The sequence below is a fragment of the Adhaeribacter sp. genome, from assembly GCF_057359045.1.
Map to the genome: position 1 here is coordinate 54,558 of NZ_JBMQUD010000087.1, position 21,759 is coordinate 76,316.

Consider the following 21,759-nt stretch of genomic DNA (forward strand, 5'->3'; position numbering starts at 1 on the left):
CAACCAGATTGTGCTAGCTGCAGATTGATTTTTCACTTACAGCTAAAAGCATGATTAAGCCTGTTAATTTAAGACAGTAAAAAGATTATCTTAAATATTAAGCTTTCAGCCATTTATCGAACCAGGCAAAAGCTTCGGTTTGCATTTTTTGGTCAAATTTATGCAAGCCGGGGTGGTACGAGCATTTAAAACGATCGGAAACGCCCGCTTTTTTGTATACCTCGGCTAATAATTTTTCGGCCTGTTGCATTTCCGGCAGGGTGTATAATTGATCTTCGCTATCGTTTAATACCAAAGTTGGCAGTGGCGCGCGTAAACTAAGTATATCCGGAAAATCCAGTTCATTCGGCAATAAAGGAATGTAGGTCATCCAGGTGTGGGTAAAAGATTTATTCAGCAAAAAGTCTTGCCAGGTGCTCATAAAACCTACATCTACCGCACATTTTATTCTTGGGTCGAGGCCCGCCATGATAACCGTGCGCAACCCGCCGCCCGAAAGACCGCCGCAACCTACCCGGTTGGCATCTACGTCGGGGCGGGCACATAAAATATCCAGGGCTTTCTGGTCTTCGGCGTAAAATACGCCCGGCCAGGTAGTACCGGCGCAAAACAACGATTTAGCCATTACGTGCTCGTGTTCTCCGGCCCATTTATTGTAATCGGCAATACCCGCATGGTTTTCCGGGGCTGCATCGGTTAAGCCATTCCTTTGCCGGGTGGGTACATCCTGCAACATAACCCGCCGGCTGGCAAATGCAAAAGCATCCGAAACCAAAACCACATACCCCTTTTTTGCAACTTCGTTGGCCCAGGCAAAACCGCTATAATAATGTTCCTGGTGATCTTTCATTAACGGGTGCTGTGCTGCCGATGTGCGGGTAATTTTGTGGCAGCCAAAATATTTATTTCCGCCGTGGTCATGAAAGGCCAATATGCCCGGTAGTTTACCCTTGGCGTTCTGCGGCTTTAATAAGATGGCTTCGGTAGGCCGGCCATAAGGCAGTTGCCAGCTAATTTCTTCAATGTGTAAACCATCGTAGGTGTATTGTTTCTTAACCGTAACTTTGGGTAAACCGCCAATGGCCGGAATGCCCAGGCGCTCACTCACCCGCGCTTTAGCCTCCTTTTTCCATTTTTCTAAATCTGTATATTTCGTATTCCGAAACGATAAGGACGGTATTTTATTTGCATTTAAAGCATTTGCCCAGGCACCATACAGCCCGATTATACTTTGTTCGCCGGCATTTACCTGATTATCCGGGATGTTAATTTCTGGAGGAGTATTCTTTCCCATATTTACAGCGGCAAAACTTTTCAAAATTCCGGTTCCGGCTACACTTAACCCGGCCAAGCTACTAAGTTTAAGAAAACTTCTACGATTATTTTTCATTTCTGAAACGGTTTCATTTAGATTTAAATATCAGATCAAACCTCAGTCAGATATTCTGCTTTACATAATTTATAAAATAGCAGAAATATTTCTGTTGGTAACCTGAACGGAATTTAAGATGCTGTATTTAGGAGTTGTATACAAGCGATTCAGGGAATAAAAATGCGAGAACGTTACCGAGACGACTTATATCGGGTAAACGGCTAAAAGATTAATTCCTGTTTGTGCATAAAGCTCCCGAGCTTATAGACAAACAGGAATTTCAGTAACTATTAAATTATATAGAATAAATTCTTCGTTATTAATCTACAGCAATTGACTTCATGAACATAAAGCGCTGAAAGCTTATATTTTATACTTTAATTAATAATTAGTTAAAGAAATATTCTTTTCCATTCTGGGCCGAGGTGTAAATGGCCCGAATTATTTCTACTGCTTTGCGGGCTTCCGCCCCGTTAATCTCAAAAGGCCGATTGGTTTCAATTGCTTCAATGAAAGCCGCAATATTTTTTTGATGGGGTTGATAGGTAATAGCTGCCGGATCCGAAACCCCACCTCCACCTTCAATGGCGCTAAACCGTTTTAAAATAGCAGCATCTTCTTCGGTTTGGTCGGCAAACTGCCAAACTTTAAAACTGTTTTCTTCCAGTATAGCGGTGCCGTTGGTGCCGGTAATTTCTATCCGCCGGAACTGCCCCGGGAAAGAGGCGGTAGTCCCGTAAATACCACCTAAGGCACCGTTTTTAAATTTTACAATAGCCGTGGCGGTATCTTCTACTTCTATGTCATGGCCACGGGTAGCGGTATACCCTTGCAGCGAATGGAATGGCCCCATCATGTACTGCAGCATATCTATCATGTGAATAGATTGGTTCATCAGCGCACCGCCTCCGTCTAGTTTCCAGGTACCCCGCCAACTGTTTTGGTAATATTCATCGGTGCGCCACCAGGGCACGTGCACCGAGGCATAACTAATAGTGCCAAAGCGGCCACTATCTACGGCTTGCTTTAAAGTAGCTACTGCTTCATTAAACCTAAAGTTAAAAATACCGCCCAGGTAAGTTCCGGCTTGGGCGTGGGCCTCGGTCATTTGATCAATACGATCCAGTGTTATTTCTAAAGGCTTTTCGCACAGTACATGCTTGCCGTTTTGGGCTGCTTCAATAGTAGGTTCCATGTGCCGGCCGCTAGGTGTAGCAATGGTAACTATATCAATATCAGGAGAACGCAGCATTTCGCTATAATTGGTAAAAGCCCGGCAATGATATTTTTCGGCGAGTACCTGGGCTTTGGCCGGGTCGGAACTGCAAATTCCTACTAAATTGGCATTCTCTAAATTTTTAATTGCTTTGGCATGAATATCGGCAATCATGCCGGCGCCAATAATTCCAAAATTCCAGTTTTTCATTTATCTTTTAATAAAATACTAAATGCTACGGTAGCCCAATATACTCCTTTAGAAGAATAAATCAGGCGTTTTTGCTCTAGTTTACCCAGTAGCAGGAGCCGTAAAGATATTTATTTTTAGGTATGAACCGGAATTTAAACTGATATGGGAGTGAATAGATTTATAAAATCTATTCAAATTAAAACCAGTTATAAATAAGTACCCATTAAATGAACGAGGCAAATACAAAGAAATAAATCTTAGCGGAGTTTTCCCTGGTAAATCAATTAGAGCTTAAACCGGATATTAAAAGTAAATATTTAATTTAAGGCGGCCCGGGTAACCCGCAGCACATTATCGCCCAGTATTTTCCGGATAACATCATCGGAATAGCCCATTTGTACCATGCCTACTGTAAAAAGCGGCCAATTGGTCCAGGCCAGACTTTGTATCATAGCGGGTGTTTCTTTAAAATCATCTGGCGGCCACAGCGCTTCCCAGCGGTCTCGGCCCCTACGGTAGGCTGGAATTTTTTTGTTTTCTTCGGCGGTAAACTGAGACGTATAAGCCACATCGGTGCCAATGGCCACGTGGTCGCTGCCAAATTTCTTTACCACGTAATCTATATGCTGCATCATGGCGGCAATATCGCCGGTGCTGCCTAAAAACCGCGGAATACAGCAAATACCAATATAACCACCGGTATCGGCAATGGCCCGGATTACATTATCGGGTTTGGCCCGGATGTGTTTATGCAGGGCGGCCACGGTGGTATGGCTGGCTACCATGGGCTTTTCCGAAGCCTGGGCAGCTTCCAGGCTGGTACGCCAGCCCGAATGCGCAATATCTACAATTACCCCTACCCGGTTCATTTCTTTTATAACGGCCCGGCCAAAATCGCTTAACCCTGCATCTGCTGGTTCGGCGCAGCCATCGCCAATGGGGTTGCGGCGGTTGTAAGTTAAGTGCATCATCCGGATACCTAGCTTAAAAAATATTTGAATGTAGCGTAACTCCTCCTCTACCGATACCCACTCCTGGGGCAAAGGCACGCCGTTTCCGGTAAAATACAAGGCGTGGCTATTATGCATTTTGGCGAGTAAAATATCAGCAGGGGTTACGGCTTTGCGCACAAAATTCCGCAGCATATCGGTGGTGTAGGTAAAATGCGACAGCCGCTTGAGCAAACGTTTAATTTCGTTTCCTTCTTCGCCGGCATTCTGAATAACACAGGTAACCCCGGCCGCTTTCCAGGCATTTTTAAACTCTGCTTGTTCCCGCTCATTTGTAACAATGCGGCTCATCCACATATCTTCTTGCAAATCCTGTATTTCCAGAGGCGAGGCTTGTTTATTTATAGCGGCGGTCAGGGCATCACCATCTACGGCAGCGCGGGGCATAAATCCATAACCATCTATCACTACCGACTCCTGGTGTAATTTTAAGCCGCGTTCTAATTGTTTTTTGGTGGGTTTTAAAATGTGTAAAGCCAGGTCATAATCGTTTTTTATTTGCTCGTTCATCCGGAAGGCAGGCTCCGGAGTTGTCGCTAAATTAGTAGATCCCATTCCATTGTCTGGTTTAGTTTCTTGTGCAGCAGCAAAACTTTTGTAAATATTGCCGCTTGCCAGGGTAAGGCCGGCTACACCCGTCAGCTTAAGAAATGCTCTACGCTTTTGTACCATATCATGAGGCTTACTATTAAGTTTAGAATAAAAGATAAGCTGGAGGGCGGCAGGATAATACTTTCTTTCTGTGCTTCACAATTAACTGCAACTAGCTGGTTTTGCCAGCCATGGCCGACCAGGGTTCTAGCTGGCGCAATTTTTTAGCGGCCAGGGCACGGTAGCAATCCGGTAAATCAAAAGTTTTAAGCACGCCCGGCACCAACGTCGACAAAGGCCAATTATATTCTTCATTTTCGGCAATATCGGCATAACTCGTCAGGGCATTTTTAAGGGTAACTTGGGTAATGGGATCGGATAGCAAAGCGGCAAAGGTGGCCGGAATGGCACCCCAACCCTTTGCCACCAGGTGAATATCGGTATGACAAAAAGAGGTAAGCCAGTCGATAACCCGGAGTATATCGAAAGTTTTTTGGCCTGCGTACGGGTAATTAAGCATGAGGCTGTGGGCCGCGTAAAAGTAATCATTGCCGTAAGGAGCCAGAAAATCATCGCCGCAGGTTACCGGCTTGGATTCGCCAATACCTCTCACATCGGCAGCAAATATGGGGGTATCGGGTTCTTCTTTAATCAGTTCGGTTAACAAAGGTTCCTGCCGCAACTCCTGGTCGGCAGAGTGATGCGACAGGTATAATATTGCCCGCTTAGCCCCGGCGGGCGGGCGCGAAAGCAAACTGGCATCGTGCAACCGGTATACCAAAGCAAATATTCCGGGCTCGGTTTGTACAGCGTAAATACCCGCAAATTTACGCGGATATTGCCGATTGGCTACCGGGCGTAAAATGCGGTAATCTGGCGTGCCGGTATGTGCCGGAATTTTAAGGGTTGCTTGTACTTCTTTCTTCAAGTCATCATTCGATAGAGCGGGCCTTTTCTTTTTAAAAGATTGGGAAAGCTGTTTGGTAAAAGAGAAAATATTTTTAGGATTTGTAGCGCCTACTTGTCCGCGCGGGGTACACCACAAATCTGCTTCTTTTTCTAACGTTAAGGCTGGTTCTGTTTGGGCATCAGATTGTTTTGTTACTTTATTAAACCAGCCGTACATGGCCTCCCGATTATGCTGGGAGTAGCCGTGGTATTCCGGACCTAAAAAAAGCTGTATGTTGTCTTCGGCCCCTAATAATTTATACAGCTTTTTTAGCCGGCTATACATTTCTTCAGCACCCCTGGCATCAAAAAAATCTTTCTCCTGCCCCAGCAATATTACTGGTTTGGGCGCCATTGCCGCAATAAAATCGGAATGATCTAAACCCAGGCTAAGTACTCCTGGTGGGCATTGCTCCAGATCAGCGGGAAGCTCGTTGGCCAAGTTACGGCCAAAACCTACTACAAAACAACTGGGGGCAGCCATGGTTAGGCGGGGCTCTACCCCGCAAAGCCAGGTGGCCTGGGTTCCGCCGCCCGAGTTACCCGTTACACCAATATGTTTCGGGTCTACTTCGCGCCGCGATATTAAATAATCAACTCCCCGGATACAGTCCCAGGTAAACCACGAACCTAAAGATTCGCCGGTTAAAAGCATTTGATTGCCGCCGTAATTATGTTCCGGCACCCCAATTCCGTGGCGTGGCTTTAAATCCGGTGAAAGAAACTGCACCCGTTCTCCCTGACCAATGGGATCAATAATTAAAACAACGTAGCCTTGCCGGGCCAGACCTTGCGCAAAAGATTGGTAAACGCCCATGGCTTTACCGGCATCGCCGTGGCCGCAAGTACCCAAAACTGCCGGCAAAGGCAATTTTCGATTTTGAGGTACGTAGAGGTTGGCCGTTACCGGAAATCCTGGTCGGCTTTCATAAATTAATTTTTCTATGTTATAGCCGTCGCGCTTTAAAATACCCGTAACGCGGGCCTTTAAAGGAGTTTTGGGGGGCCAGGGGCCAAAGCTGCGCTGTATTTTTTCTCTTACTTGCTGCACATAAGCTTCTGCATCTGCTTTGGTTTTTAGGGCAGCTCTTTGCTGGTTAGCTGTGTTTTCTATTGCCTGCACCTGGTTTACAAAATGTTCCTGAACCATTCGGGAAAACCGGTTTAAAGGTGCCAGCTCAGGTGCCGGGAAATTATTAACCAGGTTAGTAGAAACAGGATGTAAACCGGCCTGACCGGGTAAAATATTAACTCCGGCTAACCCCATACCGGTAACCCCGGCCAGTTTTAAAAATTCGCGGCGGTTATTTCTCATAATAATACGATGGATGCAGTGATAGGTAGTTAATAAAAGAAAAAGCCAGGTTTGTACCTGACCCTTTCTTAGCCTTAAACTAAATATTTATTATTTTTTATAAACCCGATTATAAAATAAGTTTTAAGATTAGAAGAATGTTTGATAGCTGCGGGACCATTTCCCAGCGGCGTACATTAAACTACCCTTGCGTTTCAAACCTGTTCTCCATCTGCCACAACCAGAATGCTATTATTGCCGTTGGTGCTTCCGCCCCTAATAAATATAGCATCATTATCTTTTTCCGGGCTTGCCCAAAAGGTTAACAGCAATTGGCCCGCAGTTATCCTGGCAAAGCATTGCTCAGGTTTAGCGTAGAAAACTTTTATTAATACCAGCAGCCGTGCTGCTGCTTCTTTTTAGTTTAGCTAAAATAAGAATAAATCGAGATTGAAATTTCTAAACTGCCTAATAAAAGAGCGAGAACGTTATCGAAATATTTCTTAAAGTTTCCATAAGATAGAGCTGATCAATGTTATAGTAATAGATAACACCGCGAAAAACATTACTATTTACCTGGGCCGGCCTCAGCAATATTTAGATGGATTATCCGGATAAGTTATTTTTTGGGATTATCTTAAATATTGAATAAATTCCTTTGGCAGAATCAGCATTAAGGCTTAATCTTGGTTAAATAATTACATGAAAGCTAAATACCCGATTTGTAGGTTGAAACTGAGTAGTTAAATGTTTTAAATAATTTGAACAGCCTTAAAATAAAGTTTATTCATATTCAGTAAATGCACGGTGTATTTACAGCCCAAACTTGAAGGTATACAGGCAACTGTTTAACTGATGTAGGTTAAAATTCTGACATACATTACATTACAAATAAACATTGGTACATATTATTAGCCCTGATTTTTATGAAACATCGTTTTACCACCATTAAAGATATTGCCCGCGAACTAAAAATATCGGTTTCTACGGTATCCAGAGGTTTGCGCGATACTTATGATGTGAGCCAGGAAACGCGGGAAAAAATATTGGCAATGGCAGCCCAGCTAAATTACAAGCCTAATTTAAACGCAATCGGGTTGGTTAATAATAAAACCCACAACATTGGTATTATTTTGCCGGCCATTGCTAATTATTATTTTGCCACCGTTATTACCGGAATTCAGGAAGTGGCTTATAGCAAAGGCTACAATATTGTGTTGTACGTTACCAACGATTGCCCCGAAACAGAACGGGCGGTGATACAAAATTTAACTAACAGCAACCTGGATGGTTTATTGGTTTGTATATCCTCGCAATCCGATTCCTGCGAGCATTTTCAGGAAGTAATAGATTGCGGCACACCCATTGTTTTCTTCGATCGGGTAGCGGGTAAAATTAATACTTCTAAAGTAGTACAAGACGATTACAATGGTGCCTTTGAAGCCGTAGAACACCTGATTCATCAAGGCTACCGGCAAATTGCCCATTTGGCTGGGGCACCGGGTTTATTGTTTACGCAAAACCGCTTGCAAGGCTATTTAGATGCGTTAGCAAAATATCAATTACCTGTGCGGGAAGAATGGATCATTCACGGTGGATTTTCGCAGGAATCGGGCGAAGCCGGGGTTTACCAGTTGCTAAAAGCCGAGCAAAGGCCGGATGCCATTTTTGCGGTAAACGATCGCAAAGCCATTGGTGCCATGCTGACCCTGAAACAATGTAACATTGCCATTGGTACAGAAATGGGAGTAGTTGGGTTTACAAACGATCCTATGGCCAGTATTATTTCGCCGGCTTTAACCACCGTGGCCGAACCAGCCTTAGACATCGGCCGGATTAGTTGCGATTTGCTTTTAAAACACATCAATAAAAAGCATTTTACTCCCAAAGAAGTGGTATTACCGGGTAAGTTAATCGTGCGCGAATCTACTTCAGGAATAAATATACCGCACAATATAGCCCCTTTAACAATTGAAGCCCCGGTATTTACTTAATTAAAAAATAAATATTTATCCTATACCCAATAGTAAAACCGGTAATAAACAGAACGCTGAATTTACCTGTTATGCTTTCCAGGCAGAAGATTCCCGCCGGGAATGACTGGTGGGATGGGAATAATTTGTATTTCCCTTTTGGAGGTATTTTATGCTAATTCGTATTATTGGTCTTCTATTTTAAATAATTTAAGCCAATGCATTTAAATAGGCTATTATTCTTAAAACTTAAAACCCCAAAGTCAGCGAGGTAATTACAAACCTGGCTAACTTTGGGGTTTTACGTGCTGGTTAAACAAAATAATGTTTTACAAGCTCTACAGTTTATGTAGCTTAGAAATTTCTAATAAACTGGGCGCTTAAAATATTGGTATTGCCGGTGGGCGGCGTTACAAAACCCCTCACCAACACCGTATAAGATTTTCCGGCTTCAAACGTCAGGTCGGGTAAAGAAAGTAACACATCGCTGGTGCCCGTCTTTTTTATTTGCAGGGATTGTTTGCCGGTAGTTACATCTGTAAATAAGGTATTTTCTTTAAATTTAAGATTGGAGGCTACCGATTTGCTACCGGTGCCGGTGGTTGCCACATCTATAGCGGGAGCATCCGGCGAAACGTGCACAATTCTTAAACCGGCCATACCCGTACCCAGGGTCATTACGCTGTCTTGAATCACTAATAATTCTATGTCCTGCAACTTGTTTACCACGTACAAAGAGTAAATTTTATTTTCTTTGAAATTTATGGTGGTATCAATAAAGGCATTTACCGCATTATGCGGGGTAAATTTTATTTTTTGGTTACCAACTAAAAATCTTAAATAATCTGAGTAAGAATTATATTTAAACGCCTGCGAATTAATGCTCTGGTTGTTTACGTAAATATTTAAATCAGGCGCATCCGGCGAGCCATGGTAAAAAGTTACGTAAGAGGTAGGGGTTGGCTCCGGAGCTTCTCCTTCGTCGTTATTACAAGAAGTAAAAGAAAACGCTAAAACCGAAAGTAAAAAAAGACTGATTTGCTTTAATGATTTGTTCTTAAAAAAGCTTTTCATTGATTGTTGGTTATTGGTGATACATTCATTTTGTACTTACTTAATTAAACTTTACAGCTTTGGCCGCAAAGTGCAACGCAGTACATACATTAAAACGACCCCCAATTTAAAATATTGGTTGCATGCCCTTTGGATAAAACCAACACATTTGTCTTATACTCTTTAAAGCCAGTAGCTTAATTGGTGATATTTTTTTTCTTCCTGGCACCTTTTTTTAGATAAACCGCTTTGTTCTGAGAATTGAAATGCAGATTAATGCATCTCTACCGCACAAGAACCAATTCCTGGCCGGTAAAAATTAAACTGCACATTGGGGTGATCGGCCAGCAACGACATGGGTACCGCCGTATCCGGGATATTCTGGGAAATCATAAAAGTAGTCAGGCGTTGCCCAAACGGATTATCGTGCTTACCGGCGTGCCAGATAGAAACTTTTTCGGCTTTCCAGGTTTCTACTGGTCCTACGGTTATGGCTTGGGTAGGCACCAGCGTAATATTACCACCGCCGGAAGTACGGGCATTTTGGGCAATAGTAATCGGGTGCAAATCTACTATGCGGGTACCTAGTTGCCGGTATTCTGCGGGTGTAGGCGGGTTGTCTTTATACTGCCCTTCGCGTTTAGGCGGGTCGTTAAAAGCCCAGTGTTTAATATCGCCCTGCCCACCCTGCATTACTGCGCAACGCACACCTTCCCAACTTTTCCGGAAAGTTTCCAGATCGGCTTTTGGAAAATGCAGGTTCTCGTCGGGCATTACCAGTTTTTTATCTATTAGGTTAAAACAAAGTTCCCGGTCGGCTTTCTCAAAGGAAAGCGGGTGATTTGCCGGGGCTTCTTTGCCGTTTATATACCATTCGTCCATACCCCAGAAATGAGCTGATTTTAACGATAATCCTAATTCGTTTACCAGGCGGGCTACCAAAGGCAATTGCTCCGTAGGGCCAATGGGGCCACAAATCCCTACCGGGTTATCCGGCGTAGATTGTTTCCAGGCGGTAATATATTCCAGCGCTTCGGCCAAATAAAATTCTTCTAAAGTATCATAAAATACCACTTTAAACCCAGGCCGCGAAAGTTGCAGCATGTTTTCGGGTGTAAGTTGGGCCACTTCTTTTATAAGAGCACTATCAAGGGTTGTGTAATCCCACCAATCGGGTGCAATAGAACTGATTTTACGGGCCATATTATCTATTTTAGATGAATGATTTTTTAAAGAGGATGTAACCAAAAAGGTTTAATATCTATTAAAAAGCTTGCATTAAACTATTGATATTATTTACCGGAAGCAGCTTGGGCAGCAGGTTGGTCGGCTTTCAGTTTATTTAGCAACTCAAATAAAGTAGTTGTAATTTTAGTTGAAGCATCTACTTCGAGGTAGCTGGAGCGGGCCCGCCAGGTTTCGTAGCCACCCAATTCGTGGTGTGCCGATGTGGGTAAATAACCGTTGTAGCCATTCGCCAACGAAATGGTAAAGGTGTTTTTAAAAGGGCTTTTTTCTTTTAATTCCAAGCCAATCTCCACAAAAACTTCGCAAGGGATAGCATTAATTGCCAAATCGCCTAACCGGAAGGTTTGCAATAATAGTGGCACTTGTTTAGGGTAATCGTTCATTAAAACAGTTTCGCGGGCATATACTTCATCGCGGGTATCCATTACCGGCCCTTTAGCTTTGGCTATAATTTCTTTCGCCCGTTTTACCTCTTCTTTGTTAGGCTTGCGTACGCCCAGGGTAATTTCTTTATGCGCTGCTCCCAACGATACCCAATTCTGATAAGTAATATTTTCCAGCGTTTTAAAAGTTTCGGCGGCTACTGTATTGGCCACCAAACGCATTTGGGTATAAGCGGGCACAGCCGGCCGCGGTGCGCCGCCAAAATTTATATTGTTAATATTGCCGCTGGTACCGTTCGACATAATAGCCACAAAGGGTGGTTCCTGGCGATCGGCCCGCATCATTTCCTGCATACGGTCGGCAAACATGCCGTAATAATCTGCCGAAATTTCGCCTTTACCCGTACCGCCCACGTAATGCAAAGAATAATTGGCGAGTAAAGCAATGGGTTTGCCGGTAAGCGATTTTAAGGCGATAACCGATATTTCCGGATCAGTTGGTCCGGCTGGTTCTACCAGATTAGGATTAGCAATACCGGGATTCATGAGTACTTTGTCTTCGCCGCCAAACGGATTGGTTAATTTGGTGCCGGGTTTCATTTTCCAGCGGCGGTTAAAAACCTGCGTGGGCTCCCGGCCTACTCCCCACCCAATCTGGGCCGGCGCCAGATTATTATTTGCCCGAATCACGGCATCGGCCATGCGCTCGCTCAGGAATTTTTCATACGCCGGGTCGGCTTCACTCTGAAAAATACTGCAGGCCGTACCCGCCGAATGCGTGTGAGTAGCCGACATCATTATATTTTCAATAGGAATATTGGTTTCCTGGTACGCCCGCCGTTTGGCTTCATCCAGAATTTCGCGTGAAACCATGCACAGATCAGCTACCACCATGGCTAAGCGGGTTTGCCCATCGTCCAGCACAATGCCCCGGGCATGCGTTTCGTCGTGAATATTGATCGCTTTGGCATCTTTAAAACTGCCATTGATAGACGAACCAATTTTAGGCGTAATATTGCTGGTAGCCGCCCCAGCCCGGAATAATTTTCCGGTGACGGTGGTTTGCGCCATCAAAAATTGGTTAGAGCAAAATATAAGTAATATAAAACAGCCCACCCGGCGAAAGTAAGTTTCCGGAGAGTTAAAATAACCGGATTGAATGCCCTCTTTTAACTGGCAGCGAAATATTGATATAATACGGGTAGTTTTTTCCATTTTTGACTTTTTTTATAATTCATAGAAGTAGGTTTCAGTACTCCTGATTTTCCGCCTTTTAATATTCTAATTATTACCTCTTGTTATTATTACCTCCTGTTAGGTTGTCGTAATTATTTTAGCTTACCTAATAAGTCTAGTAATGCGTTGGTGATTTTACGGGATGCTTCCACTTCGACGCGGTTGGTGCCCAGCCAGGTTTCGTAACCACCTAATTTGTGCTGTTCGGGCGTAGGCAAATACCCGTAATTGCCATTGGCCAGTTCAATGGTAAAAGTAGGTTTAAAGGGGCTTTTCGCTTTAATATCCAGGCCCGTTTGGGTAAACGCTTCAAAAGGAATGGTGGCAATGCCTACCTCGCCAATGCGGTAAGCCTGCAGAATAACTTTAATATTTTCGGGCCATTCGGCTTTTATTTGGAGTACCCGTTGGGCATAATCTTTTTCGTTTCGGTGCACCGGCTTTTCCGATTCAGGTTTAGCCAATACACTTTTGGCGTAAGCTAATATTTCGGGGCTGGGCTGGCGTACTTTTAAACTTAACTCGGTTTGTGCCGATTGCAAACGTACCCAATCGCGGTGCTGAATGGTTTTGTAAACCCGCATTACTTCCTGAGCCACGTCGTCGGCTACTATCTGCATTTTAGCATAGGGCGGCTGTTTCTCGGCGGGTCCCCGCACATTTACATTGTTTACATCGCCGGAAGTACCATTGGTCATCATGGCAACAAAGGGCGGATCCTGACGGTCGGCTTTTAACAGTTCCTGGATACGATCGGCAAATACAGCAAAATAATCCGCCGAAATATCGTTTTTAGGTACGCCGCCCACATAGTGCAAAGAATAATTGGCGAGCAAAGCCATGGGTTTTCCCTGCACCGATTGTATTGAAATAAACGAAACTTCGGAATCGGTTGGTCCGGCGGGTTCCAGTAAATTAGGATTACTTCCACCGGGGTTCATGAGTACTTTATCCTGGCCGCCAAAAGGATTAATATTAGGGGTGCCGGGTTTCATCAGCCACCGGCGGTTAAATAAATGTTGCGGCACTTTGCCTACTCCCCAGCCAATGCGGGCGGGTTGCAGATTATTTAAAGCGGTGCGTACACCATCGGCAATGCGTTGCGCCACAAACGTCTGGTACTCGTCTAAAGGTTTATCATAATTCCAGCCCCGGCGTTTGGTACCAATGCCGCTGGCACTGGTAGCCGAATGCGTGTGGGTAGACGACATCAGCATCCGTTCCGGCAGAATACCGGTTTTCTCCTGGATCAGCTTTTTGGCCGCATCAAACACTTCCCGGCTAATCCCCACATTATCGACCACCACAAAAACCAGCTTCGTTTCGCCATCGTCGAGCACCAGGCAACGGGCGTGCAATTGATCGTGAATGCGTTCGGCAGGCGGCGGATCGCCAAAATTACCTACAATACCGGCACCTAAGGGTGGGGTAACATTACTGACGGCTGCCCCAGCCTTAAAAATTCTACCGGCAGCTTGGGCGTATAAAGCGCCATTACCCCAGCCAAGCGCCAGTAGCCAACAAAGTACTAAGTACCCTAATGATTTAGCGGCTGATGCCAGATGGCTCCTCTGATTTCCACGAGACCTATTACGCACATTTTTATGTAATAATTTACCCACGTTAGCCACTTAATTATAATTTTTACTGTATTAAAACTGGTAATATTTAATCTTTTATTCCTGATTTATTTGCCTTTAGTCGCCTGATTTTAAAAAGGCAATTAACTGTGCCAGTTCATCTTTCGTCATGGTGCGTTCCAGTCCATCGGGCATTAAAGAGCGGCCCGAGTTTTTAATGGTGGTAATATTGGTGCGCAGAACCGATTCTTCGGTACCAAAGGCGGTGCGTAAAGTAAGGCTGTTTTCCGTTTCGGCCATTATCCAGCCGGAAAGAGACCGCCCGTCGTTGGTTTGTACCGATATGGCCTGGTAAGTAGGATAAACCTCGTAATTGGGCACCAACGTGTGCAATAAAAGCGCATCGGCCGGTTGATTTTTAACGCTGGTCAGGTCAGGGCCTACTTTACCGCCTGCGCCGGCATAAGTATGGCAAGCCGAACAGGTACGCATGAAAATGGCTTTGCCAGCAGCAGCATCGGCCGGTTTGTTTAATATCTGCCGGTAATCCTGGTATATCTGCATACGGCCGCCACCTTCTAACTCTTTAAATAATTTGTTAGACTGGGCGTTTACGGTTGGATTTTTATCTTTCATGAGGCGCTCGCGTTCTACCGATGATATTTCGGCGGCGGCAATAACACCTTTCTCAATGGCCGTAAACAGTACCGGAACAAAAGTTGGTTTAGAAACCAGGGCAGCAATTACGGCAGCCCTTACCCGGGGCGTATAGCCAGCCCAAGTAGTTTTTTGGGTAAGTAAAATGGCTCCGCGCGCATCACCGAGTTTAGCCAGGGCCGTTACGGCACTTAACTGCAATTCGGTTGGTTGCCGCGCATCCAATAGTTTATGCAGAATTGGCTGCGCCTGCTTCAAGTGGGTATAACCCAAGAGGGCGGTGGCAGTGGTTCGTAAACGTAAAGGCAAATTTTCTTGAGTAGCCTGGGCAGCCACCCGCACGATAAAATTATTTAATATTTTTTGGTTGGTAGCAGAACCAGTATTCCCCTGCAATTGGTAAAGTACTCCCTGGTCAGTTCCCTGCATTTCTTTCCGGCTGCTTATGCCCTCGGCTAAGCCCAAAACGGTAGCTATTTGCCATTCGGCGGTGCCTTTAACCGATATAACATCCTGAAGTAACATTTGGCAACTGGTAAGAGAAGCCCCATTACCAAACAATCGGCCCAGATCCTGCATTACGGCAGCAAAAGCAAGGGGGTTTGCGGCACTTTGCGCCCGAAAAGCATTTAAGAATTCGGGCATACGATTTCCTATTCCACTTAATACAGCGGCTCTTACCCAGCGGTCGGCACCATCTTGGGCAGCTACCTGGGCCAGCGCATTTACTACTTCCGGCCCTTCTAAAGAACCTAATACCAGGGCGCTGTTAAAACGTACCCGGTCAGCCGGATCTTGGGCTGCAGCAATTACAACTTTAATTAATGCCGGGTGTTTTTTAATTAAAGTTTCGGCTAATAATATACCCTGCTCCCGCACCGTGGCCGCTTTGTCTTGCAAGGCTATTCCAATATGAGTTGGATCCAAAGCACCTAAACTATGCAGGAGCCACAAGGCTTTGGTACGGCTTTCGGGTAAAGTGGCACCTGCGGCTACTTGTTGTAAAGGCAAAACTGATTTAACATCTTTCCGTTCCAGTAACAAACGGTGGGCAGTCGCCCGTACCCATTCTTCCGGCGATTCCAAGGCATTAACTAACTGATTAGCAGTAGCAGTACTACTTACTTTTGAAGCATTTGCCATCGGGGTGGGTTTAAGATTTTCCCGCACAATCCGATACAAACGGCCATCACTTTTACCACTTTCAAAATCCAGGTTGGCTCTGGCTTCTTCGGGTACGTAAGACGGATGATCAATTACTTTGCGGTGCATATCGGCAATGTAAAGAGCACCTTCGGGACCGGTTTGCACAAAAACCGGCCGGAACCATTCGTCGGTAGAAGCCAGGAAATCGCGGCCTTCGTAAGGCAACTCCGAACGGAAGGTTACCCCGGCGGGTTGCATTACCTGGCGTTGCACTAAGTTCTGGGCCGATTCGCAAATAAATACATTCCCCTGGTGGGCTGGCGTAAGGCCGGTGCCGTTAAACACCATTACCCCCGATGCCGACGTGAATGTACCCGTATGCGAACGACCAATTAGTTTGGGAATAAAATCAGCCGACGTAATGGCTCCGCTAATGGGGTACACCGTAGCTTCGGCCTCTACTTTAGATACATGCTGCACGGTTTCGGTAAAAAGTAAATGCGGGTTGCGCCGAAGGTGCCAGGGCTCCAATACCATCTGTAGCACCGGGTGCCGGTTAGAACAGCCAAAGCGCCGACCAAAAGCATCAAAAGTAAGACCAAACTGACTCTTACCACCCGTCGTTTGGAATTCAAAAGTATCCGGGTGAAACCGGCCATCGGCAGCGGTAAAAACTACCGGCGGCCTTTCGGGATGTTCCGGCGAAGTAACTTTACCCCCGTTCAGGCCGCTGGTTACGTAAATCCAGCCATCGTTCCCCAAGGTAGGCGTACTTACCCGAATCTGGGTAGTTTTGGTGTCGTTAAAGCCGGTTAAAATTACTTTTTTAATATCAGCTACGCCATCGCCGTTGGTATCTTTCAGGTATAAAATATCCGGGGCAACGGTTACAAAAATTCCGCCTTTCCAGGGTAAAACGCCGTTGGGGTAAGTCAGGCCGGTAGCAAATTCAGTGCGGTGGTCGTATCGTCCATCCTGATCGGTATCTTTTAAGAGCGCAATGCGGCCAAGTTGGGTAGGGTTGCCGCCTTCGGCGGGGTCGGGATAACCGCGGTCTTCTACTACGTACAGTTGCTGGTCTTCATCAAAGGCAAACGCTACCGGATCTACGACCAAAGGTTCGGCGGCCACTAATTCAATCCGTAAGCCCGGCTCTAACTTAAAACTGGCTAATGCCTTTTTAAAACGGCTGGAATCTACTTTTACCTCTACTATCGGTTTGGTTTCGGCTGTTGCTGTATTTACCGGTTTTTTACTGCAACCTGCACTTATTACACCTAATATTCCGGTAATCCACAGAAATATATTCCGGTAACTTAAGCAGATAAATTTAATATTTTGCATGGCGGATACATATTGGACAGATTAACTGCTAAACAGATTGAAGCATTTGCTGTCGGACAAGAATGGGAAAGCGATAATCCGAAATGGGCCGGAATTTTAACGCTACATATTAGCCAAAGGCGTTAATTCTACTTTCCGAACAAACATTTCTGCTCCTTCCGATTGTATCTGAATTCTTCCTTTTGCGGGTTTCACCTGCAAGGCCCGGTTTACTAAAACACCGTTTAAATAAGTTGTAATATTATCGCCGGCCGCAATACATTCAATTGTATTCCACTCGCCCACCGGCTTTTCAACATCCTGCGCACCTCTAAAACCCAGCACATCTTTCCAGTTCGGATCGCGGCCGTACCAGTTAATGCGGCCCCCATGAATGGTTACCGGTTGTCCATCTGGTTGAAAAACATACGCGCCACCTTGCTTTTCGGGAGCCACCGGGCTGGTCAGGGCAAATTTATCGCTGCCATCACCTACCACCAGAAAGTCGCCGGTACCCCCTTCTATGATCTGGCACTCAATGGAGTGCATCCAGGTTCCCGAATAGCCGCCATCGGCACCGGTAGAATGCAGCAATATACCGTTGTCGCGGGCTTTGGTGGCCCGGTCGCCGTGGGTAGCGGTACCCCATTTAAACTCTACTACTAATTTATAGTTTTCGTACTCCTGGTTGGTGGTAATACAACCCCACTCCTCCCCAGTTATGCGAATCAGGCCTTTATCAACGGTAAATACTTTTTTAGGATCGTTGTTGCGACCCCGGCCTTTCAGAAATACATACCAACCATCTAAATTGCGGCCATTAAATATTTTTGTGGCTTTAGACTTGGTTTCGGTAACGCTGGAATGAGTAGTTGTTTGGGAGCCTTTGCATTGCAGAAACAGGAAAAAGACGGCTAGCGAAAATGCCTTGAGGCAAACAGTCTTAAAAGAGGTGGGTACAAATTTCATTCTTAGATATTTTACGCTGAAACCTGATAATTAATAACGTATATCACCCAAGCAAAAGAATTATTTTACTTAGTAATCTTACCTGCCACCACCGTCATCTGCAAGCATTTTAATGGCTAACCAATAAGATGCTTGCAGATGGACAGGAGTCCTGCATTTTTTTGCGGACCGGGGTTTTCTCCTGTTTGGAGGATAACCAAACTTAAATATTTACCTCGCGCACTTTCAGGTTTTTCCAACGCACTTTAATGCCGCCGCCACTATGTATTTGCAGGGCAATAGAACCATTGGCCTGACCAATTTTAGCGTCATTAAAATCGACCATTTGTTGGTTATTCAGCCAGGTAGTTACCTGGTCGCCTACTACCCGTATTTTCATGTGGTTCCATTCGCCTTGCTTTAAAATATTTTCTTTTTCGTCGGGAATTTTTACCAACCAGCCCCGGCCATACGATTCGTAAATACCACCGGTATCCATGTTCTTAGGTGCAATTTCTACCTGCCAACCCGATATTTTGGTGCCATCCAGCGAAGACCGGAAAAACACGCCGCTGTTGCCATCGGCTTCTTGTTTAAAATCTAAATCCAATTCAAAGTTTTTGTATGATTTTTCGGTAGCCAAATACCCATACTCTTTATCGGGACCACTTTCACAAATTAATTCGCCACCTTCTACATACCATTTTTCGGTACCGTGTACGCGCCAGCCAGTAAGATCTTTGCCATTAAACAACGATTCGCCTTTTTTAGCGGTTAAACCTTTTTGCGCACAACCGGTGGTCAGCACAAAACCGGTTAATAAGGTGGCTATAAATATTTTAGTTCTTTTCATATCGATTTAAGTTTTACAGATTTAAGAATGCGTACCGGTCAGTTACATTAAATAAACCGGTTGTATATTTTTAATTTTTAAAGGCCATGTAATAAGTTTTGTTCATAAGCTTCATTGATTAAATAATCCTCGCCCAGTTCACCTAAAGGGTCGGCGTCTGGCTGGCAAAAACCATGATGCAAATGGCGGCGCCACCCTTCGGCGTGTATAAACCGGCCCGACATGCGCCCTACTTCCCGGGAATTATCTTCCATGGTTTGCAAATAGGAATTGAGCTTTTGCGTGGCATCGAGCCAACTTTGTTGGCTCTGGTGGGCCTTTAAGGCTTCCATTTTAGTTGCATGCACCGCTGTGGTATTTACATAAGCACCCGGAATAATGCGCCGGCGTAAACCATCGGTCAGGCTATGGGGCAAACTGTGGTAAACCGTACAATCGTAATTTTCAGTTAACTGCGGCGGTGAAGATTCAAAATTGGGTATGGCCCGGGTAAATGCCGCCGATATCGCCAAACGGCAGGTGTTGGTATGGTCTTCCATGTAATCGGTGGGCGAATGCGTTAAAACAATATTGGGTTTTACCGCCCGAATAACCGCCGCTACCTGGCGTAGCGTGGCCAAATCGTACATGATTTCTAAATCGTTGCATAAGGGCGCGTGAAATACCGCGCCCAGAATAGCCGCCGCTTTTTGGGCTTCGGCCAACCGAACGTTGCCCGTTGTAATAGAATCGTATTCAAAACTTCCGCAATTACCCCGCGATAAGTTTAAGTAATGGATTTCGTAGCCGGCTTGTTTTAACAAAAGCAGGGTGCCAGCCATCATTAATTCAATATCATCGGGGTGCGCAGCAATAGCAATAGCAGTTTTAGCCACAATATTTATATGCTTACAGGTTTACCGGTTGCCGCCGACTGATTAGCAGCTTTTACAATTTCGCGGGCTTTTAACTTTACCGGCTGGTTCGTAGCCGCAGATTCATCGGCCGCAAAAATGATGCGGTGGGTTTCCAGGGCATCGCTTAAACTGGTTAAAGGCATTTCGGTACCGGCTTCCAGGGAGGCAAAAAAGCTATCAAATTGCGATTGGTACGGATGATCCGACACATCGCCGGAATCGGCCATTTTCATAGATAAAGTACTCCAGGCATTCTTGTTTGTCCCCAGTTTCATCGAATGAAATTTATTATCGAGCAAACTACCTTCGCTGCCGCACAAATGGGTATGGAAATAATACGGCTGCAAACAGTCTACAATAGCCGAGCATTTGCCAATGCTGCCGTTCTGGAATTTTAATATAGTTACGCTGCTGGTGGTATACTCGTAAGGCTGAAATAATTCGCTTTTAGATTTTGTATCGTAACTGGTAACTTCTGCCACATCGGTACCCATGTATAGCAACAAAGCGTCGAGGGCGTGGCAACCGGCCGTTAACAGCGAACTGCCGCCGGCATCTTTCCGGATATTCCAGCGGTACTGGCCGTACCACGGACCAATACCGTGGAAATAATCTACTTCGCCGTAGTGAATATCGCCAATTAGCCCCTGGTCGATAATAGATTTAGTTACTGTTACTTGGTTGGCGTAACGCAGTTCAAAGCAAACGCAAGTTTTAATACCGGCAGCTTTAACGGCAGCATCCACCTCCAGGCAATCAGACCAGGAAAGCGATACCGGCTTTTCAAGGATTAAATGTTTACCGGCCTTAGCCACGGCAATGGCTTGCTCTTTGTGCTGGTACGGATAACTGCAAATAGAAACAACCTGCAAGTCTCGGTCGGCCAGCATGGCGTCTAAGTTTGTGTAGGTTTTAATGGGTGTTCCCCATTGGGCACTTAACTCTGCCGCGTTTAACTCGCGCGACGAATAAATGGCCGTGACCTGGGCGTGGCCCGTAGCATTAATAGCTGCAATATGCGCCCCCGCTACCCAACTGTAACCAATAATGCCAACGTTGTATTTTTTCATAATTTTATTAGGTTAAGTAGTTCTATTGTTTAAAAATCTGCCGCAATATAAAAAGTGTTCGGGCAAGATTCTCACTTTCCGGCAAGCGCATTCAGGCAATCTTCATTAAGAAAACTAAGCAAATTCTAATGCCGCATCAGCCACAAGTACTTCTCTGCTTATGAGATTTCTTTGGGTAAAAGGCTTTTAAATATTTATAAAACCGGCTTAATATTTCTTGCTGCGCTCAGAAAAATAAAGGTTCTGCGCCTAAATAATTTTAATTACTGCTTCGGCTTACAGGTCTTAAAAGCTAAGTAAATCTTTCGGGCAGATAAAGAGCCGCATTATATCTCCCAAAATGCAGGCATAAACGTGCTGCATCTAAGCCTTCAGAATGAGTGCTCCGGCAAAAAATATTTATGTTCACCAGCAATAAAAATGGCTGTAGGCGCTTTTTAGGGGTTAAAGCGTGCTGCCGGAGCCAAGTTTCATTTATTGGTAAATTGCTAAACAATTGTATATATTTTTATTTTAAAATCAAAGTAAGCACTTAAAAAAACTTATTTAAATGTTATCGTTTACGTAACCGAAAATTAAAGCAATATTTTACCTTTAAATACAGAATCCAATTTTCATGATTAAAAAGAGTAATATTTTTTAGATAAATGCGGCTTTTACAAAGAACCTGTTTAGTATATCAAGATTGATAAATATTTAGCATTTAGTTGTAGTAGCCCAGGAAATAAAAAGCAAAGGCGAATAGATTGGCGGTGATAACACCACTATTG

General features: G+C 44.8%; 14 protein-coding genes. 1 reads left to right on the top strand and 13 read right to left on the bottom strand.

All coding sequences use genetic code 11. From position 1 onward, the window contains the following. Positions 1–97 precede the first annotated feature (97 nt). The 4 genes from ACO1R6_RS13805 to ACO1R6_RS13820 all read right to left on the bottom strand — a co-directional run bounded on the left by ACO1R6_RS13805 (position 98) and on the right by ACO1R6_RS13820 (position 6,644). Positions 98–1,390, bottom strand: coding sequence for a dienelactone hydrolase family protein (locus ACO1R6_RS13805; protein ID WP_486265456.1), 1,293 nt, complete (start codon positions 1,388–1,390; stop codon positions 98–100). A gap of 370 nt (positions 1,391–1,760) precedes the next feature. Further along, a complete protein-coding gene (locus ACO1R6_RS13810) occupies positions 1,761–2,798 on the bottom strand; it encodes a Gfo/Idh/MocA family protein (RefSeq protein ID WP_486265457.1) in 1,038 nt (345 codons plus the stop codon). Positions 2,799–3,097: 299 nt separating this feature from the next. Continuing rightward, on the bottom strand, positions 3,098–4,462 hold the full coding sequence (locus ACO1R6_RS13815; RefSeq protein WP_486265458.1) for a dipeptidase: 1,365 nt from the start codon (positions 4,460–4,462) through the stop codon (positions 3,098–3,100). 91 nt (positions 4,463–4,553) lie between these two features. Next, the gene (locus ACO1R6_RS13820; protein WP_486265459.1) at positions 4,554–6,644 is read right to left on the bottom strand and encodes an alpha/beta hydrolase family protein; all 2,091 of its coding nucleotides are present in this window, start codon (positions 6,642–6,644) and stop codon (positions 4,554–4,556) included. A 905-nt stretch (positions 6,645–7,549) separates the two neighbouring features. Here ACO1R6_RS13820 and ACO1R6_RS13825 point away from each other — a divergent pair. After that, positions 7,550–8,617, top strand: a complete 1,068-nt coding sequence (locus ACO1R6_RS13825; protein ID WP_486265460.1) for a LacI family DNA-binding transcriptional regulator — start codon at positions 7,550–7,552, stop codon at positions 8,615–8,617. Between the two features lie 333 nt (positions 8,618–8,950). On the opposite strand, the gene ACO1R6_RS13830 is transcribed toward ACO1R6_RS13825, so the two are convergent. The 9 genes from ACO1R6_RS13830 to ACO1R6_RS13870 form a co-directional block, all read right to left on the bottom strand. Beyond that, on the bottom strand, positions 8,951–9,670 hold the full coding sequence (locus ACO1R6_RS13830) for a DUF4397 domain-containing protein (RefSeq protein ID WP_486265461.1): 720 nt from the start codon (positions 9,668–9,670) through the stop codon (positions 8,951–8,953). Between the two features lie 252 nt (positions 9,671–9,922). Continuing rightward, on the bottom strand, positions 9,923–10,852 hold the full coding sequence (locus ACO1R6_RS13835) for a sugar phosphate isomerase family (protein WP_486265462.1): 930 nt from the start codon (positions 10,850–10,852) through the stop codon (positions 9,923–9,925). Positions 10,853–10,941: 89 nt separating this feature from the next. Beyond that, positions 10,942–12,351 carry a neutral/alkaline non-lysosomal ceramidase N-terminal domain-containing protein gene (locus ACO1R6_RS13840; RefSeq protein WP_486265463.1) on the bottom strand — a complete coding sequence of 470 codons (1,410 nt, stop codon included), beginning with the start codon at positions 12,349–12,351 and terminating at the stop codon, positions 10,942–10,944. A gap of 257 nt (positions 12,352–12,608) precedes the next feature. Further along, a complete protein-coding gene (locus ACO1R6_RS13845) occupies positions 12,609–14,114 on the bottom strand; it encodes a neutral/alkaline non-lysosomal ceramidase N-terminal domain-containing protein (RefSeq protein ID WP_486265464.1) in 1,506 nt (501 codons plus the stop codon). A 99-nt stretch (positions 14,115–14,213) separates the two neighbouring features. Beyond that, complete coding sequence (locus ACO1R6_RS13850; RefSeq protein WP_486265465.1) at positions 14,214–17,243, bottom strand: PVC-type heme-binding CxxCH protein; 3,030 nt, start codon at positions 17,241–17,243, stop codon at positions 14,214–14,216. Between the two features lie 102 nt (positions 17,244–17,345). Next, entirely contained in the window at positions 17,346–18,191 is an 846-nt protein-coding gene (locus ACO1R6_RS13855) for a 3-keto-disaccharide hydrolase (protein ID WP_486265466.1), read from the bottom strand. A gap of 202 nt (positions 18,192–18,393) precedes the next feature. Then, positions 18,394–19,023: a 3-keto-disaccharide hydrolase gene (locus tag ACO1R6_RS13860; protein ID WP_486265467.1), complete on the bottom strand. Its 630-nt coding sequence runs from the start codon at positions 19,021–19,023 to the stop codon at positions 18,394–18,396. Positions 19,024–19,100: 77 nt separating this feature from the next. Beyond that, positions 19,101–19,898: a PIG-L deacetylase family protein gene (locus ACO1R6_RS13865; protein ID WP_486265468.1), complete on the bottom strand. Its 798-nt coding sequence runs from the start codon at positions 19,896–19,898 to the stop codon at positions 19,101–19,103. A gap of 5 nt (positions 19,899–19,903) precedes the next feature. After that, the gene (locus ACO1R6_RS13870) at positions 19,904–20,989 is read right to left on the bottom strand and encodes a Gfo/Idh/MocA family protein (RefSeq protein ID WP_486265469.1); all 1,086 of its coding nucleotides are present in this window, start codon (positions 20,987–20,989) and stop codon (positions 19,904–19,906) included. Between the last annotated feature and the right edge of the window lie 770 nt (positions 20,990–21,759).